24 protein-coding genes are annotated in these 25716 nt (G+C 63.6%); 14 read left to right on the forward strand and 10 right to left on the reverse strand.

All coding sequences use genetic code 11. The features are described from left to right. Window positions 1-684 carry an ABC transporter permease subunit gene (locus AC1DV9_RS02400; protein ID WP_112514479.1) on the forward strand — a complete coding sequence of 228 codons (684 nt, stop codon included), beginning with the start codon at window positions 1-3 and terminating at the stop codon, window positions 682-684. Between the two features lie 18 nt (window positions 685-702). On the opposite strand, the gene scpA is transcribed toward AC1DV9_RS02400, so the two are convergent. Continuing rightward, window positions 703-2841, reverse strand: a complete 2139-nt coding sequence (gene scpA / locus AC1DV9_RS02405) for a methylmalonyl-CoA mutase (protein ID WP_477945973.1) — start codon at window positions 2839-2841, stop codon at window positions 703-705. A gap of 103 nt (window positions 2842-2944) precedes the next feature. Beyond that, window positions 2945-4147 (reverse strand): MFS transporter, encoded by a 1203-nt coding sequence (locus tag AC1DV9_RS02410; RefSeq protein WP_112597259.1) that lies wholly within the window; start codon window positions 4145-4147, stop codon window positions 2945-2947. A 306-nt stretch (window positions 4148-4453) separates the two neighbouring features. Here AC1DV9_RS02410 and AC1DV9_RS02415 point away from each other — a divergent pair, with 306 nt between their 5' ends. The 3 genes from AC1DV9_RS02415 to AC1DV9_RS02425 all read left to right on the forward strand — a co-directional run bounded on the left by AC1DV9_RS02415 (window position 4454) and on the right by AC1DV9_RS02425 (window position 8338). Next, window positions 4454-5503 (forward strand): ABC transporter ATP-binding protein, encoded by a 1050-nt coding sequence (locus tag AC1DV9_RS02415; RefSeq protein ID WP_112388724.1) that lies wholly within the window; start codon window positions 4454-4456, stop codon window positions 5501-5503. A gap of 117 nt (window positions 5504-5620) precedes the next feature. After that, window positions 5621-6625 (forward strand): extracellular solute-binding protein, encoded by a 1005-nt coding sequence (locus tag AC1DV9_RS02420; RefSeq protein ID WP_477945975.1) that lies wholly within the window; start codon window positions 5621-5623, stop codon window positions 6623-6625. A gap of 51 nt (window positions 6626-6676) precedes the next feature. Further along, on the forward strand, window positions 6677-8338 hold the full coding sequence (locus tag AC1DV9_RS02425) for an ABC transporter permease (RefSeq protein ID WP_477945977.1): 1662 nt from the start codon (window positions 6677-6679) through the stop codon (window positions 8336-8338). Between the two features lie 34 nt (window positions 8339-8372). Here AC1DV9_RS02425 and AC1DV9_RS02430 read toward each other — a convergent pair whose 3' ends face one another. From AC1DV9_RS02430 to AC1DV9_RS02440, 3 genes are read right to left on the reverse strand one after another with little or no spacing between them, the layout of a single operon-like run. Beyond that, a complete protein-coding gene (locus tag AC1DV9_RS02430; RefSeq protein WP_162708454.1) occupies window positions 8373-9365 on the reverse strand; it encodes an aldo/keto reductase in 993 nt (330 codons plus the stop codon). Beyond that, complete coding sequence (locus tag AC1DV9_RS02435; protein ID WP_477945980.1) at window positions 9362-10237, reverse strand: amidohydrolase family protein; 876 nt, start codon at window positions 10235-10237, stop codon at window positions 9362-9364. Before AC1DV9_RS02435 ends, AC1DV9_RS02430 begins: the two co-directional genes overlap by 4 nt. Before the next feature lie 12 nt (window positions 10238-10249). Beyond that, window positions 10250-11236, reverse strand: a complete 987-nt coding sequence (locus tag AC1DV9_RS02440; RefSeq protein ID WP_477945981.1) for an aldo/keto reductase — start codon at window positions 11234-11236, stop codon at window positions 10250-10252. Between the two features lie 205 nt (window positions 11237-11441). Between AC1DV9_RS02440 and AC1DV9_RS02445 the strand changes: the two genes are divergently transcribed. The 6 genes from AC1DV9_RS02445 (at window position 11442) to AC1DV9_RS02470 (ending at window position 17336) form a co-directional block, all read left to right on the forward strand. Next, window positions 11442-12593 (forward strand): ABC transporter substrate-binding protein, encoded by a 1152-nt coding sequence (locus tag AC1DV9_RS02445; RefSeq protein WP_310290735.1) that lies wholly within the window; start codon window positions 11442-11444, stop codon window positions 12591-12593. A 101-nt stretch (window positions 12594-12694) separates the two neighbouring features. Next, the gene (locus tag AC1DV9_RS02450; protein ID WP_112514474.1) at window positions 12695-13564 is read left to right on the forward strand and encodes a branched-chain amino acid ABC transporter permease; all 870 of its coding nucleotides are present in this window, start codon (window positions 12695-12697) and stop codon (window positions 13562-13564) included. A 19-nt stretch (window positions 13565-13583) separates the two neighbouring features. Continuing rightward, the gene (locus AC1DV9_RS02455; protein WP_112514473.1) at window positions 13584-14603 is read left to right on the forward strand and encodes a branched-chain amino acid ABC transporter permease; all 1020 of its coding nucleotides are present in this window, start codon (window positions 13584-13586) and stop codon (window positions 14601-14603) included. Next, complete coding sequence (locus tag AC1DV9_RS02460; protein ID WP_112514472.1) at window positions 14600-15322, forward strand: ABC transporter ATP-binding protein; 723 nt, start codon at window positions 14600-14602, stop codon at window positions 15320-15322. Before AC1DV9_RS02455 ends, AC1DV9_RS02460 begins: the two co-directional genes overlap by 4 nt. Continuing rightward, a complete protein-coding gene (locus tag AC1DV9_RS02465) occupies window positions 15319-16047 on the forward strand; it encodes an ABC transporter ATP-binding protein (protein ID WP_477945984.1) in 729 nt (242 codons plus the stop codon). Before AC1DV9_RS02460 ends, AC1DV9_RS02465 begins: the two co-directional genes overlap by 4 nt. Before the next feature lie 2 nt (window positions 16048-16049). Further along, window positions 16050-17336 carry a nickel-dependent lactate racemase family protein gene (locus AC1DV9_RS02470; protein ID WP_477945986.1) on the forward strand — a complete coding sequence of 429 codons (1287 nt, stop codon included), beginning with the start codon at window positions 16050-16052 and terminating at the stop codon, window positions 17334-17336. A gap of 4 nt (window positions 17337-17340) precedes the next feature. Here the strand turns inward: AC1DV9_RS02470 and AC1DV9_RS02475 are convergent, their stop codons facing one another. Further along, window positions 17341-18087, reverse strand: a complete 747-nt coding sequence (locus tag AC1DV9_RS02475; protein WP_477945988.1) for a FadR/GntR family transcriptional regulator — start codon at window positions 18085-18087, stop codon at window positions 17341-17343. A 104-nt stretch (window positions 18088-18191) separates the two neighbouring features. Here AC1DV9_RS02475 and AC1DV9_RS02480 point away from each other — a divergent pair, with 104 nt between their 5' ends. From AC1DV9_RS02480 to larB, 4 genes are read left to right on the forward strand one after another with little or no spacing between them, the layout of a single operon-like run. Further along, window positions 18192-19121: an NAD(P)-dependent oxidoreductase gene (locus tag AC1DV9_RS02480; RefSeq protein ID WP_477941805.1), complete on the forward strand. Its 930-nt coding sequence runs from the start codon at window positions 18192-18194 to the stop codon at window positions 19119-19121. A gap of 11 nt (window positions 19122-19132) precedes the next feature. Continuing rightward, entirely contained in the window at window positions 19133-20422 is a 1290-nt protein-coding gene (gene larC, locus AC1DV9_RS02485) for a nickel pincer cofactor biosynthesis protein LarC (RefSeq protein WP_477946359.1), read from the forward strand. Then, window positions 20419-21210: an ATP-dependent sacrificial sulfur transferase LarE gene (gene larE, locus AC1DV9_RS02490; RefSeq protein WP_477945990.1), complete on the forward strand. Its 792-nt coding sequence runs from the start codon at window positions 20419-20421 to the stop codon at window positions 21208-21210. Before larC ends, larE begins: the two co-directional genes overlap by 4 nt. Further along, on the forward strand, window positions 21207-21869 hold the full coding sequence (larB, locus tag AC1DV9_RS02495; RefSeq protein WP_477945992.1) for a nickel pincer cofactor biosynthesis protein LarB: 663 nt from the start codon (window positions 21207-21209) through the stop codon (window positions 21867-21869). The genes larE and larB overlap by 4 nt, the downstream gene beginning before the upstream one ends. A 34-nt stretch (window positions 21870-21903) precedes the next feature. Here the strand turns inward: larB and AC1DV9_RS02500 are convergent, their stop codons facing one another. From AC1DV9_RS02500 to AC1DV9_RS02515, 4 genes are read right to left on the reverse strand one after another with little or no spacing between them, the layout of a single operon-like run. After that, window positions 21904-22749 carry a fumarylacetoacetate hydrolase family protein gene (locus AC1DV9_RS02500; RefSeq protein WP_442208472.1) on the reverse strand — a complete coding sequence of 282 codons (846 nt, stop codon included), beginning with the start codon at window positions 22747-22749 and terminating at the stop codon, window positions 21904-21906. Window positions 22750-22777: 28 nt separating this feature from the next. Next, entirely contained in the window at window positions 22778-23521 is a 744-nt protein-coding gene (locus tag AC1DV9_RS02505; protein ID WP_112514465.1) for an SDR family oxidoreductase, read from the reverse strand. A 17-nt stretch (window positions 23522-23538) separates the two neighbouring features. Beyond that, window positions 23539-24258: a FadR/GntR family transcriptional regulator gene (locus tag AC1DV9_RS02510; protein ID WP_112388741.1), complete on the reverse strand. Its 720-nt coding sequence runs from the start codon at window positions 24256-24258 to the stop codon at window positions 23539-23541. After that, window positions 24255-25706 carry an FAD-binding oxidoreductase gene (locus tag AC1DV9_RS02515; protein ID WP_112388742.1) on the reverse strand — a complete coding sequence of 484 codons (1452 nt, stop codon included), beginning with the start codon at window positions 25704-25706 and terminating at the stop codon, window positions 24255-24257. The genes AC1DV9_RS02510 and AC1DV9_RS02515 overlap by 4 nt, the downstream gene beginning before the upstream one ends. Window positions 25707-25716 lie beyond the last annotated feature (10 nt).

Genomic DNA, 25716 nt, shown 5'->3' on the forward strand with positions numbered 1-25716 from the left:
ATGCTCTCCTTCGATCTGTTTCTTCCGGCGTTTCTGACCGTCAAGGACGGCTTCATCCTCACCGTGCTGATCACCGTGGCGAGCTTCGCGCTCGGCCAGGTTCTGGCCCTGCCGCTGGCTTTGGCGCTGACCTCCTCGCGCCGTTCTCTGCGCGTGCCGGTCTCCACCTATACGTTCCTGATCCGCGGCAGCCCGCTGCTGGTCCAGCTGTTCATCGTCTATTACGGCCTCGGCCAGATCGATCTGATCCGCCACAGCTTCCTGTGGCCGGTGCTGCGCAGCCCCATCTATTGCGCCATCTTCGCAATCGGCCTGAATTCGGCCGCCTATTCCGCCGAGCTGCTGGCCGGTGCGATCCGCCAACTGCCTGTAGGGCAATGGGAAGCCGGGCAGGCACTCGGGCTGCATCGCCTAATTCTGCTGTTGAAGATCATCCTGCCGCAGGCCTACCGCGCCATCCTTCCGGCAATTGCCAACGAACTGGTGCTGGTCATGAAGGGCTCGACGCTCGCCAGCGCCGTGACCGTGATGGAAATGACCGGTGCCGCCCGCGTCTTCGTCGCCCGCACCTACGCGCCCTTCGAAACCTTCCTGATCGCCGGTACGCTCTATCTGTTGATGGGTGCGGTCTTCGGCCGGATCTTCCGCTTCATCGAAATGCGGGTGGCAATCCCCGGGCGGTAACGGCCCCGGCCGGTAGCATCAGGTATTTCGCCTGATTCCCTGGAGGAGATCGAGCACGGAGTTTGCGGCATCGAGCACGTTGGTGCCGGGTCCGAAGACGGCTGCGACACCGTGGTCGGTGAGGAACTGATAGTCCTGACGCGGAATGACCCCGCCGCAGACGACGATGACGTCGCCACCACCCTTTGCCTTCAGCGCCTCGACCAGCTGCGGCAGCAGCGTCTTGTGACCGGCCGCCAGCGACGAGACGCCGATAACATTGACCTTCTCGCCAATCGCCATACCGGCCGCCTCGTCGGGCGTCTGGAACAGCGGCCCGGCCAGCACGTCGAAGCCGACATCGCCGAAGGCCGAAGAGATGACTTTCGCACCACGGTCATGGCCGTCCTGGCCGAGCTTGGCGACCATGATCTTCGGCTTGCGCCCGAGGCTCTGCGTTACCTCCGCCATGCGGCCCTTCAGCACGGCAAGCTCCGGCTGATCGCGATAGGCCTCGCCATAGACGTCCCTGATGACCTCGGGCACCGCCGCATGATCGCCGAAGGACGCGCGCATCGCATCGGAGATTTCACCGACGGTGGCGCGCGCCCGCGCGGCCTCGACAGCGGCGGCAAGCAGGTTTCCTTCTCCAGTGCGGGCGATGTCTGCAAGGGCTTTCAGCGTTTCGGCAACCTTGACGCTATCGCGGCGGCGGCGGGTATCCTCGATCCGCTTCACCTGCGCGGTGCGCACAGCCGCATTGTCGATCGCCAGGATGTCGAGTTCTTCCTCGGTCTCGAGCCGGTATTTGTTGACGCCGACGATCACGTCGTCGCCCTTGTCGACAGCGGCCTGACGGCGCGTCGCGGCTTCCTCGATCAGCCGCTTCGGCAGGCCTTCGTTGACGGCCTTGGTCATGCCGCCCAGCGCCTCGACCTCCTCGATCAGTGCCCAGGCCTTGTCGGCCAACTCCTTGGTGAGGCTCTCGACATAATAGGAACCCGCCAGGGGATCGACGACCTTGGTGACGCCGGTCTCGTGTTGCAGGATCAGCTGGGTGTTGCGGGCGATGCGGGCCGAGAATTCCGTCGGCAGCGCGATCGCCTCGTCGAAGGAATTGGTGTGCAGCGACTGCGTGCCGCCGAGCACGGCCGACATCGCCTCGAAGGCGGTGCGGATGATGTTGTTGTAGGGATCCTGCTCCTGCAGCGAGACACCCGATGTTTGGCAGTGGGTGCGCAGCATCAGCGACGAGGCCTTCTTCGGCTGGAACTCCTCCATGATCTTCGTCCACAGCATGCGGGCGGCGCGCAGCTTTGCCGCCTCCATGAAGAAGTTCATGCCGATGGCGAAGAAGAACGACAGGCGTCCGGCGAACTCATCGACATCGAGACCCTTGGCGATGGCCGCGCGCACATATTCGCGGCCATCGGCCAGCGTGAAGGCAAGCTCCTGCACCAGTGTCGCACCGGCTTCCTGCATGTGATAGCCGGAGATCGAGATCGAATTGAACTTCGGCATCTCCCGCGCTGTATATTCGATGATGTCGGCAACGATCCGCATCGAGGGCTCGGGCGGATAGATATAGGTGTTGCGGACCATGAACTCCTTGAGGATGTCGTTCTGGATGGTTCCTGAGAGGGCTGCGCGCGAAACGCCCTGCTCTTCACCGGCGACGATGAAGGAGGCGAGGATCGGGATCACTGCGCCGTTCATCGTCATCGACACCGAGATCTTCTCGAGCGGAATGCCGTCGAACAGGATCTTCATGTCCTCGACGCTGTCGATTGCCACACCCGCCTTGCCGACATCGCCCTCGACGCGCGGATGATCGCTGTCATAGCCGCGATGCGTTGCGAGATCGAAGGCGACGGAGACGCCCTGCTGACCGGCGGCAAGCGCCTTGCGGTAAAAGGCGTTGGAGGCTTCGGCGGTCGAGAAGCCGGCATATTGGCGGATCGTCCAGGGACGTCCGGCATACATCGTCGCCCGCGGTCCGCGGGTGAAGGGAGAAAAGCCCGGAATGCTGTCCAGGTGACCGGCGCCTGAGAGATCCTCGGCCGTATAGAGCGGCTTGACGTCGATGCCTTCGGGCGTGTGCCAGGTCAGCGTATCCGGAGAAGCCTTCAGCTCCTTCTCGGCAAGCGCCTGCCAATCGGCCACGGTCTTCTTCGTCATGTCATCCTCCGGCATGTCATTGCGCCGCACGCTATCACCAGGAATGCATGCGGCGCGATAGGCCTTAGGATAATTTACGCGAGGGTCTGCGTCACCTGCGGGGTCACCCGTGTGCGTGCCTGGGGATCTTCGGCAGGAAGATCGTCAGCAGGCCGAGTAGCGGCAGGTAGGAGCAGATCTTGTAGATGAACTCGATGCCGTGGCTATCGGCGAAGTCGCCGAGGAAGGCGGCGCCGAGACCACCTGCGCCGAAGGCGAAGCCGAAGAACACCCCGGCGATCAGCCCGACACGGCCCGGCACCAGCTCCTGCGCGAAGACAACGATCGCCGAGAAGGCCGAAGCGAAGATCAGGCCGATGACGACGCTGAGAACACAGGTCCAGAAGAGGTTGGCATAGGGCAGCAACAGCGCGAAGGGAATGACGCCGAGGATCGAGAACCAGATGACGAAGCGGGCGCCCAGGCGGTCACCGATCGGGCCGCCGAGGAAAGTGCCGACGGCAACCGAGCCCAGGAACAGGAACAGCATCAGCTGCGCCTGCTGCACGCCGAGCTGGAAGCGATCGATCACGTAGAAGGTGAAGTAGCTCGAGATGCTGGCCATGTAGACGTTCTTCGTCGCGGTCAAAAGCACGAGGATCAGGAGCGCGATCACCACCTTGTTCTGCGGCAGCGGCAAAGTGCGGCTGACGGCCGGCTTGCCGGCATTCTGGCGGCGGTGGCTCATGTACCAGTTGCCGACCCAGCCGAGCACGATCATGCCGATCAGCGCGATGCCGGAGAGCCAGGAAACGCTGTGCTGGCCGAGCGGGAAGACGATGAAGGCGGCAATCAGCGGGCCGATTGCCTGGCCGGCATTGCCGCCCACCTGGAAGAAGGACTGCGCAAAGCCGTGACGGCCACCGGAGGCAAGCCGCGCAACGCGGGAGGATTCCGGGTGGAAGACGGCCGAGCCGAAGCCGATCAGGCTGGCAGCGACCAAGAGCAGCTCGAAGCTGCCGGCATTGCCGAGCAGGATCAGGCCGCAGAAGGTGCTGGCCATGCCGACGGGCAGCGAATAGGGCATCGGCCAACGGTCGGTGAAGATGCCGACGAAGGGCTGCAGCAGCGAGGCGGTGACCTGGAAGGTCATCGTCAGCAGGCCGATCTGCACGAAATCGAGGTTATAATTGGCCTTGAAGAGCGGATATAGCGACGCAAGAAGCGACTGCATGATATCGTTCAGCATGTGGCAGAAGCTGACTGCCATCAGGATCGACATTGTCGTCTTCTGGAAACGCGGCGCGGTTTCGCTCACTACGGCCATGAATATATCCTCCTGCAACAGGATTCCTTGCCTGCTGCGGTCATGTGATGAAGAAATGGAAGCGTTCGGGACCGGGTGAAATCCTCCCGGTGGCGTTCGCTAGCACAGCATCTATCGCAACTTCTGCGTCCGGCACAGCCCGCTTTGGCCAAGAGCGGTACGCCAATGTCTAAAATTTGCGCGCCTGCGCCATTTTTGCTGCGCCTCCGAAGACTGGCGTTGAACGCGGGATTTCGGGCGGTGGTTGTACGCGGGCCTTGGGCTCCCTAAAGTAAGGCGGTTCGAACCAAGCTTCCAAGGACCCGCATGCAGGACAAGGCCTCTTCACCCGCGCTCGAGATATCAGCGATCCGCCGCAGCTTCGGCGCCCAGGCAGCACTTGCCGGCCTTTCGCTCACCGTCGCCCGTGGCGAGATCGTCACCCTGGTCGGCCATTCCGGCTGCGGCAAGTCCACGCTGCTCAGAGTGATCGCAGGCATCGAGCGGCCGGATGGCGGGGCAGTGGTGCTGGAGGGCGAGATGGTGTCCGGGCCGGACCGCTTCGTCGAGCCGGAAGAACGCAAGATCGGTTTCGTCTTCCAGGACTATGCCCTCTTTCCGCATCTGACGGCGATGCAGAACATTCTCTTCGGTCTGCGCAGGCGGCCAAAGGCCGAAGCGGCAGCGATGGCGGCGGAAGTCATCAGCATTGCCGGGATCGGCCATCTGACGGACCGCTACCCGCATATGCTCTCTGGCGGCGAGCAGCAGCGCGTGGCACTTGCCCGGGCGCTGGCGCCGCGGCCGCGCATCCTGCTGATGGACGAGCCATTCTCCAACCTCGACCAGGGGCTGCGCGAGCAGGTCCGCACCGAGACGATCGCACTTCTGAGAACACTCGGCACCACCGCCATCATCGTCACCCATGATCCGCAGGAGGCGCTGTCGGCGGGCGACCGGGTGGTGCTGATGCGGGCGGGTGAGATCGTTCAGGTGGGAACCGGCTACGATCTCCACGACCGGCCGAACTGCGCCTATGCCGCCGAATTCTTTTCGCTGGCGAACAAGATTCCCGGCATCAGCAGGAACGGCCGCATGGAAACGGCAATCGGCAGCTTCGCGCATGGGCTCGACCTGCGCGACGAGGAAAGCGGCACCGTCTATGTGCGCTTCCAGGATATCACGGTCTCGGTCGATGAAGGTGACCTGCCGGCCCGCATCATCAGGCGCTCCTTCCAGGGGGAAATCGAGGAACTGACGCTCGATGTCGAGGGTCTCCAGGCTCCGATCCGGACCCGCACCATGCGGCGCCTGCCGGACGATGCGCAGAGCGTGCGAATCTCGATCGCTCCCGAACGGGTGCTCGCCTTCGCCTGAACGGGTGAGAACGCCATCACGAAGCCGTGATGGCGGCGACTTAAACTTGACTATCTCCGTCAAGAACTGCAGCTACGGGGCGCAGTCATTTACGGGGGTAGTATGATGCAAACCAAAATGTCCGCGGCTTTCGCCGCTGTTTCTCTGTGCGCTCTGCCGGCAACTCTTTCCGCAGCCGAGCTCAATCTCTACACGACACGTGAGCCGGCGCTGATCGCGCCGCTTCTGGAGGCCTACACGGCGAAGACCGGTACCAAGGTCAACACCGTGTTTCTCAAGGACGGTCTTGCCGAACGTGTGGCAAGCGAAGGTGCCGCCTCTCCGGCGGATATCCTGATGGCCGTCGATGCCGGCAATCTGGTGGACCTCGCCGAAAAGGGCGTCACCCAGCCGATCGAGTCAGCCACGCTCAACACCGCCATCCCGGAACAGCTTCGCGATGCGAAGGGCTACTGGTTCGGCCTGTCGATGCGTGCCCGCGTACTCTATGCCGCCAAGGATCTCGATCTGACGGCCTTCAACTACGAGGATCTCGCCGATCCCAAGTGGAAGGGCAAGATCTGCATCCGCTCTGGCCAGCATCCGTACAACACGGCGCTGTTTGCCGATTACATCGCCCATTACGGCGAGGCCGAAACCGAAAAGTGGCTTTCCGGCGTCAAGGACAACCTCGCCCGCAAGGCGGCCGGTGGTGACCGCGACGGCGCAAAGGACATCCTCGGCGGCGTCTGCGACATCGCGATTGCCAACTCCTACTATGTCGGCCTGATGCGCTCCGGAAAGGGCGGCGAAGATCAGGTCAAGTGGGGCGAAGCGATCAAGGTGGTCCTGCCGACCTTCAAGAACGGCGGCACGCAGGTCAACATCTCCGGCGCGGCCGTTGCCAAACACGCGCCGAACAAGGAAGAGGCCGTGAAGCTTCTGGAATATCTCGTCTCCGACGAAGCCCAGAAGATCTACGCCGAAGCCAATTACGAATATCCGGTCAAGACCGGCGCCTCTGTCGATCCGATCATCGCCTCCTTCGGCGAACTGAAGATCGACAGCAAGCCGCTGGCCGAGATCGTCGGCTACCGCAAGGAGGCGAGCGCGCTCGTCGACAAGGTCGGTTTCGACAACTAAGGCGATCGGGGCGCATGCTCTGCGGGCGCCCCTTTCCGTTCGGATGATCGCATGTCCCTGACATCAGTGGCAGATCGCCCCGCAAGGCGGCCGGTCAGCGCCTGGCTTTCCGGAGCCGGGCTTGTTGCGTTTCTCGTCATCCTGCCCTTCGGCGGCCTCGCCTTCGAAGCCTTCAAAGGCTCGCCGTCGCTTTGGAGCCATCTGTTTTCGACGATCCTGCCAGTGGCCCTTGCCGATACCGTGATCCTGCTTGGCGGGGTCGGCCTGCTGACGGCGGCAATCGGCACGCTGACAGCCTGGCTGGTGACCGCCTATGATTTTCCCGGCCGCCGCATTCTCGAATGGGCGCTGCTGCTGCCGCTGGCGGTGCCGACATACATCATCGCCTATGCCTATCTCGATATCCTGCACCCGATCGGATCCGTGCAGGGCGCGATCCGCTGGCTGCTCGGCTATGAAAGCCCACGCCAGTTCCGCCTGCCCGATATCCGTTCGATGACGGGCTGCATCCTGCTGCTCGGCATGGTGCTTTATCCCTATGTCTATATTCCTGTCCGGGCGATGTTCCTGACGCAGTCGGCCAATCTCATCGAAGCGGGACGGATGCTCGGCATTAGCAGGCGCGGCGTCTTCTGGCATATCGCCCTGCCCCTTGCCCGCCCGGCCGTTGCCGTCGGCGTCAGCCTGGCATTGATGGAAACACTGAACGACGTCGGCGCCGCCGAATTCCTGGGCGTCCGCACGCTTACTGTCTCGATCTACACGACCTGGATCACCCGCACCGATCTGCCCGGCGCGGCGCAGATCGCGCTGGCATTGCTGTTCATCGTCGTGGCATTGATCGCCATCGAACGCTGGGCCCGGCGCAATCAGCGCTACGCAACAGACAGCCGCCGCAGCCGTGGCCTGCAGCCGCAGAAGGTCTCTCTGTCCAAGGGTCTCCTTCTCACTGCTCTCGGCTTCCTGCCTGTTATCCTCGGCTTCGCGGCGCCGGCTGTCTATTTGGCCTCGGAGGCCTGGAAGCGCTTCCGCTTCGCCGGGGTTTCCACCAATTTTCTCAGTGAGGTCGGATACACAGTGGTCTTCGCCTCGGTCGCCACCGCCGCGGTCATCCTTCTCGGCCTTCTGCTTGCCTATGCCGGCCGTCTATGGCCGGGTGCGGGCTCATCCTTGCTGATGCGGATTGCGGCAACCGGCTATGCCGCACCGGGAACAGTCGTGGCGATCGGCGTGCTGATCGTCCTCGGCAGTGCGGACAGGATGATTTTCCATGCCGGTACTCAATGGTTGGGCGTCGCCACCGGATTGTTCTTCATGGGATCGGGAGCGGCCCTCGTCTATGCGCTGACGGTCCGCTTCCTGGCGATTTCGGCGGGCGGCATCGACGCCGGATTGGCGCGGATTCCTGTCACGCTCGACCACGCATCGCGCACCCTTGGCCAGACGCCGTCAGGCACATTCCGCCTCGTGCACCTGCCACTGTCGAAGACGGCGATTGCCGCCGCCGCACTGCTGGTCTTCGTCGATTGTGTCAAGGAACTGCCGGCGACGCTTCTGCTGCGCCCGCTCAATGTCGAGACTTTCGCCACGCATCTCTATGGCGAGGCAGCGAGGGGAACATACGAGGAGGCATCGATCGCCGCTCTCGCAATCGTCCTCGTCAGCCTCCTGCCCGTCATCCTGCTCTCGCGGGTCGGCACTACAAGGCGCTGAAAGGCACCCGCGCGGTTGGCGCGGGCGCTTTGTTCTAGCGTTCGCGCTCGAACAGCGCGTCGGTTTCCTGCCACAGGGCGTCGGGGATCGGCAGCTTCGCCCAGTCGAGATTCTGCGCGATGCGCTCCGGCCGACTCATGCCGAGAACCGCGGCCGAGACCTGTGGATTGCGGAACGCGAACTGGATCGCCGCCGCCTGCAGGGGGACGCCGTGGCGCTCGCAGATCGCCTCGATCCGCTTGGCCCGGGCGACGACTTCCTCCGGCGGAGCGCCGTAGTCGAAGGTCGTGCCTGAATTGCCCGGACCCGTGGCGAGAATGCCCGAATTGAACACCCCGGCCACGACAATCTCGACACCCCGACGCGCCGCTTCCGGCAGCAGATCGGCTTCAGCCGCCCTGTCGAGCAGGGTATAGCGCCCGGCCATCATGACGGCATCGAGCGCGCAGGCCTCGATAAACCGCGTTGCGACATCGCTCTCGTTGACGCCGACACCGATCGCCTTGATGTGACCGGCCTTTCTGAGATCGTCGAGCGCCCGGTAGCAGCCCTCGACGGCCTCGTTGAAACGCCGCTCGTAGGCATCCCGGTGGGTGAAACGATCGACATCGTGGATATAGACCAGATCGAAATCCGCGATGCCGAGACGGTTTGCCGATTGCTCGAGCGAACGCATCGTTCCGGCATAGCTGTAGTCGAAGACCGGCTTGAGGCGCAGCGGCGAGGCCCACAGGCCGTAGTCGACCCTCTCACCATAGGGCGGCGCCATATAGCGGCCGACCTTGGTGGAGACGGTGACGGTCTTGCGGTCGATGGTTCGCAGGAAGGTGCCGAGGCGCAACTCGCTGAGACCGTGGCCATAGAGCGGCGCGGTGTCGAAATAGCGCATCCCGCCATCATAGGCCGCAGCCAGGACATCGGCCGCCTGCGCCTCGGTCACATCCCGGTAGAGCGTTCCGATGCCGCTCGCGCCGAAGCCGAGGCGAGAGGCAAAGCCGATCTTGCCCGAAGTCGTAACCGCCGTCATGCCCGGTCCTCCCCAAAGCCTGGAAGCCGGTAGACCTCGATCGCGTTCAGTCCGAAGATCCGCTCGCGCTCGGCGCTCGACAGATCCTTCAGGCATTCCTGCAGCGCCTCGACGACACGGTCGTAGCTCGCCGCCACCAGGCAGACCGGCCAATCGGTGCCGAACATGCAGCGATCGGTGCCGAAGACATCGAGCACTTCATGGACGTAGGGCTTCAGGTCCTCAGGCGTCCAGCTCTGCCAGTTGGCTTCCGTCACCATGCCGGAGAGCTTGCACCAGACGTGGTCACGTTGCCCTTTGAACTGGCGGATCAGCACCGCCCATTCGTCGAAACCGCCATTGCGGATTTCCGGCTTAGAGATGTGGTCGAGTACGAAGCGCGTTTCAGGGAAGGCGTCCACTGTCGCGATGCAGGACGGCAGTTGCGGCAGGTTCGGCACGAGGTCATAGACAAGCCCGGCAGCCTCGACAGCTTTCAGGCCCTTCTTGACATCGTCACGCAGCAGCCAGTTCGGGTCGCTTTCTGTCTGGATAAGGTGCCGGACGCCGACCAGCCACTTACCCTGAGGCGACGATTGCAGTTCGGCAAGCGTCTGGACGAGTTTCGGATCGGTCAGATCCACCCAGCCAACGACACCGGCGACGAAATCCGTCGCCTCCGCCGTCCTGATGAAATCCCAGGTCTCGCCGAGATCGTTCCAGGTCTGCACCAGAACGGTTCCGTTGACGCCATACTTCTGCAGAGCCGGGCGCAGATCGTCCGGCTCGAAGACGCGGTTGATCGGCTCGAAGGGGCCGCTCAGCCAGCCATAATCGCCACCGCTTTTGGGATCCCAGAAGTGATGATGGGAATCGATGATCGGGCTTGTCATGGTTGACGCTCCCTACCAGCGCTGATGAACATATTGCTTGATGTAGGTGTCGTAGATCGACCTGATCTCCCGCATCGCGCTGTCGGAAATCGTGGGCAAGCTGGCGGCCTCAGCATTGGAGCTCGCCTGCGCCGGATTGCGGGCGCCCGGAATGGCGACCGTGACGGCGTCGAACATCAGGATCCAGCGGAGCGCGAATTTCGCCATAGTCGTATCGCCGGAGACCAGGGGACGAACCTTTTCGACCGCCTCCAGACCGACCTCATAGGGCACGCCGGAGAAGGTCTCGCCGACATCGAAGGCTTCGCCGTTGCGGTTGAAGAGCCGGTGGTCATTGCTCTCGAACTTGGTGTCCTTCTTGAACTTGCCCGACAGCAGCCCGCTTGCCAGCGGCACGCGGGCGATGATCGCCACCTTCTTTTCCTCCGCCTGCTTGAAGAAATGCTCGATCGGGCGCTGGCGGAAGGCATTGAAGATGATCTGCACGCTGACGACGCCGGAATATTCGATCGCCTTCAGCGCCTCCTCGACACGCTCGACGCTGACGCCGTAATTGCGGATCTTGCCCTGCTCCACCAACCGGTCCAGACGTCCGAAAACTTCGGGGTGGTAGTAGAGATCCGTCGGCGGGCAATGCAGCTGAACGAGATCGAGGCAATCGGTCTCGAGGTTCTTGAGGCTGCGATCGATCCAGCCATTCAGGTTTTCAGCGCTATAGCCTTCGACGGACTGTTCGGGCAGGCGGCGTCCGGCCTTGGTGGCGATGAACGGGCGTTCGCCGCCGCGTTCCTTCATCACCTTGGCGATCAGGCGCTCCGAATGGCCGTCGCCATAGACATCGGCGGTGTCGATGAAGGTGACCCCTGTGTCGAGGGCGGCGTGCAGGGCGGCAAGCGCCTCCGTATCGTTCACCTCTCCCCATGCGGCGCCAATCGCCCAGGCGCCAAATCCGATCTCGCTGACCTTGCGGCCTGTCCGGCCGAACTCCTTCGTTCGCATCTCTCACTCCCTGATTTGCGGTGACCGGCAGGCCGGTACCGTCTGGTTAGACTTGCTTGACATTCTCCGTCAACCCAATTATCAGAAAACAGGGTTGTACGACAACCCGGTAAGTACGCAAAATCTGCATCGGGAGGATGAGACCGTGCGATCACTTGTTTTGGGAGGCATTTCTCTAGCGCTTAGCCTCGGCGCGTCACTGCAAATGGCATCGGCTGAAGACACGATCAAGATCGGTGTCGTGGCCGCAGAATCCGGCGCTTTCGTCTCGGCCGGTCACACCTTGCCGGCGGGCGTCGGCCTGGCCGTCAAGGAAATCAACGACGCGGGAGGCGTCAAGGTCGGGGACAAGACCTACAAGGTCGAGATGGTCAAGCGCGACGACCGCACAGACATCTCCACCGCCATTGCCGCGACCCAGGAACTGGTTCGCGACGAAAAGGTCTCGGCGATCTTCGGTTCGGAAACCCACGACTTTACCCTGGCGATGACCAAGATCACCCAGCCCGCCAAGGTGATCCAGTTTGCCGGCAACAGCACGCTGGCAAAGATCCTCAACCCGCAGTCCGTCGCCCCCGGCGCCGAAGACCATTACCTCTTCCAGTCCGAGCCGCAGGAATTCCAGCGCTCCGGCTCGACGGCCCGCGGCGTTCTCAGCCTGCTGACCCCGCTCGTCGGCCACCCGCTGAAAAAGTCAGTCGTCATCGTCGGCAACGACGCGACCGGCCAATTCCTGACCTCCTACTACGTCAAGGCACTGAAGGCCGAAGGACAGGAAGTCCCCGAAGTCATCTCCTATCCGCCTGACACCACCGACTTCTCGCCGTTCCTGACGCGCGCCAAGAGCCTGAACCCTGACGTCGTGCACTTCTGGTACAATGGTGACTCGACGCTGACGGCCCTGCCGCAGGCGCTCGAACTCGGCGTTGCCCCCAGCTACTTCCTGTTCGGCGTCGACCCGGGCATCTGGAAGGAACGCGGCCTGACCGCCGACGTGCCGGTCGCCATGAGCTGCGTGCCGATCTGCTGGGGCGAATCCTCCAACGCCAATGCGAAGACCTATTTCAAGGCCTACTTCGCTGCCGGCGCACCGAAGGGCGTAACTTCCTCGGTCTCTCTGCTCTACTACGACTATGTCCATATGCTCGCCGAAGCCTGGACCAAGGCCGGTTCGCTCGATCCGGACAAGACCGTCGCAGCCCTGGAATCGCTCCATCACAAGGGCGTGGTTTCCGATGACCTCTCCTTCAACAAGAGCCATCAGGTGACGCACGCAACCGAGGTCTGCGCTGCAGCGCCAGGCGGCGACATCTCCTGCGCGATGCAGCAGCCACCCGCCGAAGCCCCCGCGGAATAAACTGCCGATGCGCCTCCCGCCGGCCCCCTGCGCCGGCGGGACTTTCGTCATTGAAAGCGGACGCGCTTGAAGCGCTGTCCCCGTAACAGCGGAACAGAGCTGTGGACATTCTCATTCAGCAAATCCTCAACGGCCTGTCGATCGCGAGCGTTATCACGCTGATCGCCGTCGGGGTCACCTTGATCTTCGGCCTGACCGGCATCATCAATTTCGCGCATGGCGAATTCCTGATGGTCGGCAGCATCGTCACCTGGCTTGCCGTGCAGGCCGGTCTCGGCTTTTTCATCGCGCTCGTGCTCGCCGTCCTTGCGGTCGGCGTCATGGGCTTCGTGCTCGAACGCGGGCTGTTCCGCTTCACGCTGACGCGACCGACCAATGGCTTCATCGTCTCGCTCGGCCTGATCGTCGTGCTGCAGCACATCGTCATTTTCTTCTACGACCCGAACCAGAAGAGCATTCCTCGGCCATTGACCGGCGTCTGGGAGATCGGTGGCGTGCGCATCGCCTCGGTTCGCGTCATGGTCATTCTCGTCACCATCGCCGTCGTGGCACTGACCTTCGCCATGGTCACCCGCAGCCGCTATGGACGCGCGCTGCGCGCCGCCGTCGATGATCGCGATACGGCTGCACTGATGGGCATCCCGGTCCGTCGCTACATCACCGGTGTCTTCGTGCTCGGCAGCGCCCTTGCCGGTCTCGGCGGCGCGTTGCTCATCGCCCTCTTCCCGATCACGCCGTTCACCGGCGGCACCATGGTCATGAAGGGCTTTGCCGTGGCGCTGATCGGCGGCCTCGGAAACCTGACCGGTGCTGTCGTTGCCGGCCTCATTCTCGGCATCGTCGAAGGTTTCAGCGCCGGCTACGGCTTCTCCGCCTGGACCGACGCCTATTCCTTCGCCCTGATGATCCTGGTTCTGCTCTTCCGCCCGAACGGCCTGTTCGGCGGCACGAGCGGGCCGAAAATGGCCTGACGCGCGAAAGGCACATGCTATGAACACCTCACTTTCGTCGCTCCGCTCGCTGATCCCGGCTCTCGTCGTGCTGGCGATCCTTGCCTTCGTCCCGGCGCTCGGCGCCAGCAACCGCATGCTGTCGCTGGCGATCTCCGCCGGCATCAACATCGTCGCCCTCTATGGCCTCTCGGTGCTGTTCGGCCAGACCGGTATCCTCTCCATGGGCCATGCCGCCCTTGTCGGCGTCGGCGCCTATGCGGCGGCGCTGCTTGCCCGTGATACCGGCATCGGCTTCTGGGTGGCTCTGCCGCTCGGCGGCATCGCCGCTGCCGCCTTCGCGGCCATCATCGGCGTTCCCTCGCTGCGCGTCTCCGGCCACCACTTCGTCATCATGACTTTCGCCTTCGGCCAGCTGCTGACCATCGTTCTGACCAATGGCGGGGATTTCACCGGTGCGGCCACCGGGCTTGACCTGCAGCTGCCGGTCAGCTTCTTCGGCATGCGTCTCGATGATCTCGTCCCCTACTACTTCGTCGTTCTGGCCTTCGTGGCACTCAGCGCTATCGCCAGCTGGGGGATCATCAACTCGCCCTACGGCCGGACGCTGCGCGCCATCCGTGAAAACGAGAAACTGGCCGCCTCGCTCGGCATCAATGTCGGCCGCCACAAGATCGGCGCCTTCATCGTCAGCGGCGTCTTTGCCGGTGTCTCGGGCGTGCTGCTCGCCTATTTCCTGCGGCACATTTCGCCCAGCCAGTTCGCCTCCTTCCCGAGCATCTACCTGGCGCTGATGGTGATGATCGGCGGCGCGCGCCTGCTGCTCGGCCCGATCGCCGGGGGTATTCTCGTCTCCTTCCTGCCTGAGGTGCTGAACCTCGATCCGGTTGAATCCCGCATCCTCTACGGCGTCTGCCTGATCGCCGTCATCCTGCTGCTGCCGAACGGCCTGATTGCCGGCCTCGTCGACGGCTGGAACAGGCTCGTTCGCGGCCCGGCCCAAAAACAGGCGTCGCGCCAGACGGCAACCGCCAAGCATGCTTCGGAGGCAGGCCGATGAACGCCATTCTTGAGATCAGCGGACTGAAGAAGCAGTTCGGCGGCGTCACAGCACTATCCGGTGTCGATCTGTCGATCGAAGAGGGCGAGATCCTCGGCATCGTCGGTCCGAACGGCTCCGGCAAGACGACGCTCTTCAACGTCATCACCGGCGTCTACCGGCCGACCGAGGGGCATGTCCGCTGGCGCGGGCGGGACATCACCAGCCTTGCCGCCCATGAAGTGTCGGGCGCCGGTATCGGCTACACCTTCCAGCAGGCCATGGCCTTTCCAGGCCTCACCGTCTGGGAAAACGTCCAGATCGCCTGCGAGCACGCACGCAACACCAGCCGACCCTACCCCTGGACGACGCCTGCTGCCCTGCTGGATTTCGTCGGACTGACTGCACTCGCGAATGAGCGCGCCGGCGTGTTGCCCTTCGGCAATCTGCGTCTCCTCGGCATCGCGCTGGCGCTCGCCACGCGGCCTTCGCTGATCCTGCTCGACGAACCGGCGGCAGGCCTGAACGACAAGGAGACCGCAACGCTGGTCGGGCTGGTCAAGCAGTTCCCGGCCCACGGCATCAGCGTCTGCGTCATCGATCACGACATGAAGCTGATGCAGATGCTCTGCAAGCGGCTTGTCGTCCTCGATTTCGGCTCGAAGATCGCCGACGGGCCGACACAGGACGTTCTTTCCAATCCGAAGGTGCTCGAAGTCTATCTCGGAGGTGCGCTGTGAACCTGCTCGATGTTTCCAATGTGACAACAGGGTATGGCCCAACGGTCGTCAACCGCGATGTCTCCGTCACGCTCGGCGAGAACGAGGTGATCACCATTCTCGGCCCGAACGGCGCCGGCAAATCGACGTTGCTGCGCACCATTGTCGGCCTCGTCAAACCGCGCGCCGGGACGATCAGCTTCGCCGGCGAAAACGTGACGGGTCGTACGCCGGATATCATGGCCAAGCGCGGCGTCGTTCTGGTGCCGGAGGGGCGGCGAATCTTCGGCGATATGACCGTCGAGGAAAACCTGCGTCTTGGCGCCTATGCGCGGCGTGACACAGAAGCCGTCGAAGCAGACGTCAAGACGATGGAGAGCTTCTTCCCGATCCTGGCCACCAAGCGGCAGCAAAAGGGTGGCTCGCTGAGCGGTGGCCAGCAGCAGATGCTGGCGATCGCCCGTGGCCTGATGGCGAGACCCCGCGTACTGCTGCTCGACGAGCCGTCGCTCGGGCTTTCCCCACTGCTCGTCAAGGAGATCCAGACGATCATTCTCGACATCGGCAAGACCTTCAACGCCTCCGTTCTGCTGGTCGAGCAGAACGCCGGCTTGGCTCTTTCCGTCGCCACGCGCGGTTATCTGATGCAGAACGGCCGCATCGCGACGTCGGGGCCGATCGCAGAACTCAAGGACATGTCGCTGATGCGCGAGCTCTATCTCGGCGGCGTGACGGAGCAGGTGTGACGATGGACAAGATCGCTCTTTCCTACGGCCGCGGCCATCTCGACATCACGCTTCCGCCCGGCGCCCGATCCACGGTGATCCGCAAGCAGCAACTGCCGAAACTCGCAGATGGCAGGGCGGCGGTGATCGAGGCGCTGCGCCATCCGGTTGCCTCCGAACTTCTTTCTGACCTTGCAAACAACCGCCAAAGCGCCTGCATCCTGATCTGCGACATCACCCGGCCGGTGCCGAACCGGCTGTTTCTGCGCCCGATGATCGAGACGATGATCGCGTCGGGCATTCCGCAGGAGAAGATTTCGGTTCTGGTCGCCACCGGCCTGCACCGGCCGAATCTCGGCGATGAGCTGGCCGAACTGGTCGGTGATCCCTGGGTGCTCGAAAATGTCCGCGTCGAAAACCACTATGCCAGGGACGAGGACGCCCATATAGATTTCGGTTTCACCAAGACGCGGAACACGCCGGTCAAGCTCGACCGGCTGTTCGCCGAGGCCGATCTCAGGATCGCCACCGGCCTTGTCGAGCCGCATTTCATGGCCGGCTGGTCTGGCGGGCGAAAGGTCATCGCTCCCGGCGTTGCCCATCACGAAACGATCCGAACGTTCCATTCGGCACGCTTCATGGAAGATCCGTTGGCCGTCCAATGCAATCTGATCGGCAATCCGCTGCACGAGGAGCAACTGGAAATCGTCCGGATGCTCGGTGAGGTCTATGCGCTGAATACCGTGCTGGACGAGGATCGCGACCTCGTCTGCGTCACCTTCGGCGAGATCATCGCCAGTCACCAGGCAGCGGTGGATTTCGTCAGCGGTGCAACACAGATCCCTCTCGACCGGAAGTTCTCCACCGTCATCACCTCCTCGGCCGGCTATCCGCTCGACAAGACCTACTACCAGACCATCAAGGGCATGGTGACGCCGCTCGATATCCTCAAGCCCGGCGGCACGCTGATCATCGCCTCGGAATGTTCGGAAGGCTTCGGCTCACCGGAATTCCGCGAGGCGCAGGCAAGACTGGTCGAGCTCGGCCCGGAGCGCTTCCTGGCAACGCTCACCGCAAAGAGCCTGGCCGAGATAGACGAATGGCAGACGGAGATGCAGCTGAAGCCGATGCGGCTCGGCCGCGTCGAGCTCTATACGACCGGGCTGTCGGGCGACGACCGGACGCTGACAGGCGTCGGCATGATCGACGATATCCAGGCGGCCATCGCCCGCAGCATCAGCGCCAGCGGCGACGCCGATGTCGCCATCATCCCGGAGGGGCCTTATGTCGTGCCTCGATATGCGGCGTGAGCGGCTAGCGATGAAGGTTGGCGTCGCGCAACTCTTCGAAGCGCGCGGTGCTCTTCGACAGGTGATTGCGCAGCGCCTTGCGGGCGGCGGCTTCGTTGCCGTCGCGGATCGCGGCGAAGATCGCGTGATGCTCCTCGCGCATCCGCTCGGCATGCTGCTCGCGCCCGGCCGCCGTCATCTTGTCGAGACGCGCCCACTGGCGCGGCACCATCGCCGTGCCGAACGTATCGAACAGCCGCCCGTAATAGGAATTCTGCGTCGCGACGAGGATCGAGCGATGGAAGGCAAAGTCTTCCTCGGCACCGTAGCCGCCTTCGGCTATCGCGCGGTCCAGCGCATCGAGCCGGTCCTGCATGCGGGCGATATCCTCCGGCGTGCGCCGGAGTGCTGCGAGACCGGCAGCCTCGTACTCGATGCCGAGGCGCAATTCGAGAACCCGCAGCACCTCGTCGATCGATTCCAGATCGTTGGGGATGATCGAAAAGGACCGCGGCGTCGGATCGTTGGAGACGAAGGCGCCGAGCCCCTGGCGGGTCGTAATCAAGCCTTTGGCACGCAGCGTCGCAAGCGCCTCACGCACGATCGTGCGGCTGACACCCGTCGCTTCCATGATCGCCTGCTCGGTCGGCAGCCGCTGGCCGGGCTTCAGATCGCCGGATTCGATCTGGGCGATCAGGCTGTCGGCCAGCCCGCTGCGCAGATTCGGCGTCTGCGGAATGGTGTTGAAAACGGCGTTGTCCCTGTCCTTCATGCTGTCGCGACGTCCATTCTCGCCGTCAGGCGGCGGCCGGGGAATAATGCCGTTGCTACCGCATACCAGCACAAAAAGCAAAAGCCCGCCCGGCGGGGATAACCATAACGAACGGGGAGGAAAGAATGAAAGAGAAAATCGGCTTCATCGGTCTCGGTGCAATGGGATCAGGCATGGCGGCCAATCTGCTGTCGAAAGGCTGGCCACTGACCGTCATGGCCCACAGAAAGCGCGAGGCCGTCGAGCAGCTGAAGGCGCAGGGCGCCAGCGAAGCGGCGACGCCCAAGGCACTGGCGCTGGCATCGGATGTGGTGGTGCTCTGCGTCACCGGTTCCGAGGAAGTTCAGCAACTCCTGTCCGGTCCAGATGGCCTGCTCGCCTCCGGAAAGCGGATGCTTTTGATCGACTGCTCGACCTCAAACCCCGCCGTGACGATCAAGCTCGCTGCCGAACTTTCAGAGCAGGGCATCACGCTCGTCGATGCGCCGCTGGCCCGCACGCCAAAGGAAGCGGCTGAAGGCAAGCTGGATGTGATGGCCGGTGGCTCTGCCGATGGCATTGCCCGCGCCCGGCCGATCCTCGAAGCCTTCGCCGCTCGCATCATCGAGACCGGTCCGGCGGGTACCGGGCATACGATGAAGCTGCTCAACAACTTCGTGTCGATGGGCTACTCGGCGATCTATTCGGAAGCATTGATGATTGCCGCGAAGGCCGGCCTGACCCCTCAGGTGTTCGACAGCGTGCTGCGCGGCAGCCGCATGGATTGCGGTTTCTACCAGGCCTTCTTCGAGTTCGTGCTGAACCGCAACGAAAACGCTCAGCGCTTCGCCATGGCCAATGCGCTGAAGGACATGTCCTATCTCGCCTCGCTGGCCCAGGCGCTGCAGGCGGTCAATCCGGTCGGCGCTGCCGTTCGCAACAGCTTTGCGACGGCGGTTGCCGCAGGGCGCGGCCAATCCTTCGTACCGGCCCTTTCGGATGTTATCGCGGCGGCAAATGGTGTCTCGCTGACCGAAGCGGCGGACGGAAAATAGGACGGATGACCGTGCTCGAGATTCACCTCGATCCCGTCGGCGGCATTGCAGGCGACATGTTCGTGGCAGCCCTGCTCGATCTCAGGCCGGACCTGAATGCCGGCTTGCAGGCGGCGCTGAAACTCTGCCCGCTGATCGAAAACGTCGCGTGCGAACTCGTGGCGCATCACGACGGCGTGCTGACCGGCAGCCGTTTCAAGGTGTATCATGCCGAGCACGGGGCGGATCACCCGCATGATCACCATCATCACCATGACCATCACGGCCACCACCACCATGATCACGGCCATGCGGAGCACGATCACAGCCATGCAGGGCATCACCATCATGTCGCCTGGCGGGACATCCGCGATGCGCTGAGCCGTTCGGCACTCGACGGAGAAACCATCCGTCACGCGACAGGTATCTTCGAAAAGCTGGCGGAAGCCGAAGCCAAAGTCCACGGCACGACGCCCGAAGACGTCGCCTTTCACGAGGTCGGCGCGTGGGATTCGATCGCCGACATCGTCTCTGCCGCCTGGCTGATAACGCAGCTCGGCGCAGTGCATTGGAGCGTTGGTCCGGTCCCGCTCGGAAGCGGCCGGGTGAAGACCGCGCATGGGCTGCTCCCGGTTCCGGCGCCGGCGACCGTTCACCTGCTGAAGGATTTCGATGTCATCGATGACGGGATCGGCGGCGAGCGCGTCACGCCGACGGGTGCCGCCATCCTTGCCTATCTCTGCGGGACAAGGACTGCACCCGGCCGAAGGGTGCTGAAGGCATCAAGCCACGGCTTCGGCACCAAGCGGCTCCCCGGCCTCAGCAACTGCCTGCGGCTCCTGGCTTTCGAGCGCCGCGACGAGGTATTAGCCTTCAACGGCACGGTGGCGGTGCTCGAATGCGAGATCGACGACCAGACCGGGGAAGATATCGCCCAGGCGGTGGACCGGCTGCGTGACCGGCCGGATGTGCGCGACGTCGTCCAGATGCCGGTCTTCGGCAAAAAGGGCCGGATGATGACGCATCTCCGGGTGCTTGCCGACCCATCGAAAAGCGGAGATGTCGCCGCCGCCATTCTCGACGAAACGACAACGATCGGTGTGCGCGCCACGACGGCGGAGCGGATGACGCTGAGCCGCGAGCAGGAAACGGTCGAGCACGCAGGAAAGATCTACGCCTTCAAGCTCGTCGACCGCCCCTCGGGCCGCACCGCCAAGCTCGAAGCCGACAGCCTGACATCGACCCCGGGGGCGGCAGCGCGCGGCAGCCTGAGGAACCTTCTGGAGGGGCTGTTGAAACAGAAAAGAGGAGACCTGTTGTGAGAAAGGCTCTGGAGGAATGTCTCGCCTCGCTCGGCGACGTCTCGATCGCGGTCAGCGGCGGCATCGACTCGCTGACGCTGGCGGTCATTGCGACCCGGCTTCTCGGACCGGCGCGCGTCAACATCATACACGCGGTCTCGGCCGCCGTCCCCGGAGAAGCCACCGAGCGCGTCAAGATGCTGGCGGGAAGCGAAGGCTTCGACCTCGAGATCATCGACGCCGGCGAATTCTCCGATCCGGATTATCTCCGGAACCCCGTCAACCGCTGCTTCTTCTGCAAGGGCAATCTCTACGGCGCCATCGCCGCCCGGTCGAGCCGTCAGCTGCTGTCGGGGACCAATCTCGACGATCTCGGCGAGTACCGTCCGGGGCTCGAAGCGGCCAAGAATTTCTCCGTCCGTCATCCCTTCGTCGAGGCCGGTATCGGCAAGCAGGGCGTGCGCCAACTGGCCCGTGATGCGGGCCTTGGTGCGCTGTCGGAACTGCCCGCCTCTCCCTGCCTCTCCAGCCGGATCGAAACCACCATCGCCATCGAGCCGGAAATGCTGGCGGCCGTGCACCGGATCGAGACGTTCCTGACAGAGACGCTCAGACCCCAAACCGTCCGCTGCCGCATCAGGCGCAGCGGCATCGCCATCGAGCTCGACCGCGATGCGCTGGCACTGGCAACGGCGATGAACGACGTCGGCAACGACCTGCGCGGCATGCTGCCCAGCGCCTACAGGAACGGCCCGCTGACCTTCGAGCCCTACCGCAACGGCAGCGCTTTCGTCGGTGCCAGGCCATGACCGGCGATGCCGTCTTCGATTTCGCCAGGGCCGAACGCATCGGTCTCAGTGAGGCCGTGTTCTGCGCCGGCAAGACGCCGCAGCAGATTGCGGCGATCCTTCGAAGCGCCAGCGAGCGGGATGCCGGTCTGCTGCTGACGCGGCTCGACGACCAGAAGTTCGCGGCGCTCCCGGATGAATTGACGGCCGCCACGGACTGGTGCCCGCTGTCGCAAACCGCATTCTTCGGCCCGGTGTCGCCAGTATCCTCGACCGGAAACGTCGTGATCGTCGCAGCCGGAACCTCGGACGCACCGGCCGCCCGGGAAGCCGAGCGGACCCTTCGCCACGCAGGCGTCGAGGCATCCGTGATTATCGATGTCGGGGTCGCCGGGCTCTGGAGACTGATGGACAGGATCGAGGAGATCCGTCGCTTCCCCGTCGTCATTGCCGTCGCCGGCATGGACGCGGCGCTCGCAAGCGTTCTCGGCGGCCTCTACAGCGGCAGCCTGATCTGCGTGCCGACCTCGGTCGGCTATGGCGCGGCCGAAGAGGGCCGCACCGCACTCAACGCCATGCTGGCCAGCTGCGCGCCGGGGCTGCTCGTCACCAATATCGACAACGGCTACGGCGCCGCCTGTGCGGCGCTGCGCATGCTTGGTGTCATGAAACTTCGCTGATCGGGGAGCCGCAAGAGGGCTCCCCGATCTGTCCTTATGCAGCGTCCACAGTCAGCTGCGTCTGCTCGCCGAGACCGTCGATGCCGAGCTTGATCGTCTGCCCGGCCTTCAGGAACAGCGGCGGCTTCATGCCGAGGCCGACGCCCGGCGGCGTGCCCGTCGAGATGATATCGCCCGGCTGCAGGCTCATGAACTGCGAGATGTAGTGAACGAGGAAGGAGACGCCGAAGATCATCGTCTTCGTCGAGCCGTTCTGGCGCATCGTGCCATCGACGGACAGCCACATCTTCAGGTCCTGCGGATCGGCGATCTCGTCGCGCGTTACCATCCAGGGGCCGATCGGGCCGAAGCTGTCGGCCGATTTGCCCTTGGTCCATTGTCCGCCACGCTCGGCCTGGAATTCGCGCTCCGAAACGTCGTTGATCAGGCAGTAGCCGGCAACATGTTTCATCGCATCCGCTTCCGAAACATAGCGGGCCTCGTCACCGATGACGATGCCGAGCTCGACTTCCCAATCGGTCTTCTTCGACTTGCGCGGGATGATGACGTTGTCGTTCGGGCCGGTAATGGCGCTGGTGGCCTTCATGAACAGGATCGGCTCTTCGGGAATGGCCGCACCGGTCTCGGCGGCGTGGTCTGCATAGTTCAGGCCGACGCAGATGAACTTGCCGGTGCGCGAGACGCAGGGGCCATACCGGCCGGGCTCGGCAACGACGGGCAGGCTCTCGATGTCGATCGCGGCGATTTTTGCCAGACCCGCAGCCGTCAGGCTGTCACCTGATATGTCGCCGACATGACCGCTGAGGTCCCTGACCTTGCCGTTCCTGTCGAGAATGCCGGGCTTTTCGGCGCCGCGCTCACCGTATCTCAGAAGCTTCATATCGATTGTCCGTTTTTCAGATGTGTCTTCAGGCGTTCGCCCAGCCACCATCGATGACGATGGCATTGCCGGTCATGAAGGCCGATTCCTTGCTGGCGAGGTAGACGACCAGGTCTGCGACTTCTTCGGGCGTACCGAGGCGTCCCATGGGCTGGCGGGCGATGAAGCCGGCGCGGGCCTGATCGTAGTCGCCGAGCGCCCGCATGCGGTCCTGCAGCGACGGGCTTTCGACCGTGCCGGGGCAGATCGCGTTGGCGCGGATGCCCTGCCCGACATAATCGAGCGCTACCGATTTCGTCAGGCCGATCACCGCCGCCTTGGTGGTGCCGTAGATGAAGCGGTTCGGCGCCGCAATCACGGTCGAGGCGACCGATGCCATGTTGACGATCGAGCCGCCGCCGCGAGCGATCATGCCCGGCAGGAAGGCGCGGATCATCCGGTACATGGCGCGGATGTTCAGGTTGACGGAAAAGTCGAAGGCATCCTCGTCGCAATCGAGGATCGAGCCGTGATGCACGAAACCGGCGCAATTGAAGAGAATGTCCGGCGCATCGATCTCCTTGGCGAAGGCGCTGATCTCCGCCGGGTTCAGCACATCGAGCTTGCGCGCGGTAACGCCCGCCTGATCGCGCAGCGTATCGAGCTTTGCGGCGTCGATATCCGTGGCGCAGACGCGCGCGCCTTCACGAAGGAAGGCGAGCACCGTGGCACGCCCCATTCCCTGCCCGGCTGCGGTCACGACAGCGGTTTTTCCCTCAAGTCTTCCAGTCATGTCATGTCCTCAACAGATTATTCGGGTTGTTCTCCGGCCAGCCCGACGCGGTTTGCGGCACCATGGAGGTGCGCCCGCATCGCATCGCGGGCCTCGTCGCCGTCGCCCGCTTCGATGGCATCGAGAATGCGTTGATGCTCACCGAGCGTCACGGCCGCCAGATCTTCGGAGCGCTGCTGGTTTCCGGAGGCCAGAATGCTTTCGCGCACCCGCTCGGAAACGAACATCAGGAACTGGACCATGTAGAGATTGCCCGTCGCCGCAGCGACGGTCTTGTGGAATTCGAGATCGGTCTTAAGCCACATGACGCTGCCGTAGGGGGCATCACGCATCGTCACCAGCGCATCCTTCATCGCCGTCAGGTCGTCGCCGGTCCGGCGCTTGGCGGCAAGGGCCGCCGCCTCGACTTCGAGAATGCCGCGGAGCTCAAACAGCGACTGGAAGGCCGCAGCCTGCTGCAGGGCTTCGTAGTCGATCGTCAATGTCGTGGCATTCGGCTGGTCGGCGACGAAGGCGCCGCGGCCCTGCTGCGACCAGATCCGGCCCTCGGACCGCAGCCGCGCGATCGCCTCGCGCACGACGTTGCGACTGACACCGAATGTCTGCGCCAGCTGCTGCTCGGTCGGCAGCTGATCACCCGGCCTCAAACGCCCCTGGGCGATTTCGCGCGAGATCGAACTTGCGACCAGCGTCGACAGATGTGGGCCCCGATTGACCTTGTCGAGTTTCAGCGTCATTCCCTACCCCCTGCCATGCCATCTGCACTTGCCAATATCCGCCCCTCGCTCAAGAGATGCCGCGGGTCGAATGCATCCTTGATCCGGCGCGAGAGCTCCAGCGTCAAGGGGTCGGCACGTTTCAGGAAGGCGTCCTGCTTGACGCGGCCGATGCCGTGTTCAGCGCTGATCGAGCCACCATGCTTGTCGACGACGTCGAAGATTACTTCCTCCGTGGCATGAAACAGCCCATCGAACTGGTCATCCGGCATGCCGACAGGGGGAACGATATTCAGATGGATATTGCCATCGCCGACATGACCATAGGTGACGGCAATCGCCTCGGGATGTTTCTGCGACAACGCCTCGAGCGTGTCGCCGACGAAGGCGGCGAGGCTCGAGATCGAGACCGAGACATCGGTCCTCAGATATCGTCCGCCGCGGCCCTGCGCCTCGACCATCATCTCGCGCAGCAGCCAGAGCCGGTCTCCCTGCGCCTTGCTGCTGGCGATGACGCCATCGAGTACCAGATCGGAGGCATCGCCGAGAAATCCTTCGAGCAAGGCACGAAGATCGACACGTCCGGCCGCCGAAGCCTCGATCAGCACATAGACGGGATAGGCCTCGCTCAGCGGATCGGGAAGATCGTCGCGGGCATTGATGGCAATCTCGATGCCGCCGCGCAGGATAAGCTCGAATGCCGTCAGCAGGTCGCTGCATTGGCGGCGCGCCCGCGCATAAAGCTGCATGGCATCGTCCACCGAGGCCAGCCCGACCAGCGCCGTTTCCACCTGTTCCGGCTTCGGAAAGACCTTGAGCGCCACGGCGGTGACGATGCCGAGCGTGCCTTCGCTGCCGATGAAGAGCTGTTTCAGGTCATAGCCACGGTTGTCTTTGCGCAGCGTGCGCAGACCGTTCCAGATCCGGCCGTCGGCAAGCACGACCTCGAGGCCGAGCACCAGGTCGCGGGTCATGCCATAGCGCAGCACGTTGAAACCGCCGGCGTTGGTCGAAACGTTGCCGCCGATCCGGCAGGTACCCTGCGCCCCGAAGGTGATCGGCAGAATACAGTCGGCGGCTTCGGCGTGGCGCTTGGCATCTTCGAGAATGCAGCCGGCCTCGACGACCATGGCGAAATCGATCGGATTGACGGAGCGTACCTTGTTCATCCGCTCCAGCGAAACGACCACCTCGCCGCCCGGATAGCTCGGCACTGCCGCGCCAACCAGCCCGGTCAGCCCGCCCTGCGGAACGACATGGATCTTCTCTTCATGGCAAAACGCCATCAACCGGCTGAGCTCAGCGGCCGAGCGCGGCCGCGCCACGGCCAGCGGCCGGCCGTAATGCTCTCCGGACCAATCGCGGCTGTAGCGCTCCAGCGCCTCGCCTTCCGTCAGGAGCAGGTCTGCCGGCATAGCGGCAGAGAGGGCGGCAAGCGCTCTTTCCTGGAGGGGCGGAAGGGCATTCATTCGGTTGCTC

This window comes from Rhizobium sp. 01L410 (assembly GCF_056400165.1).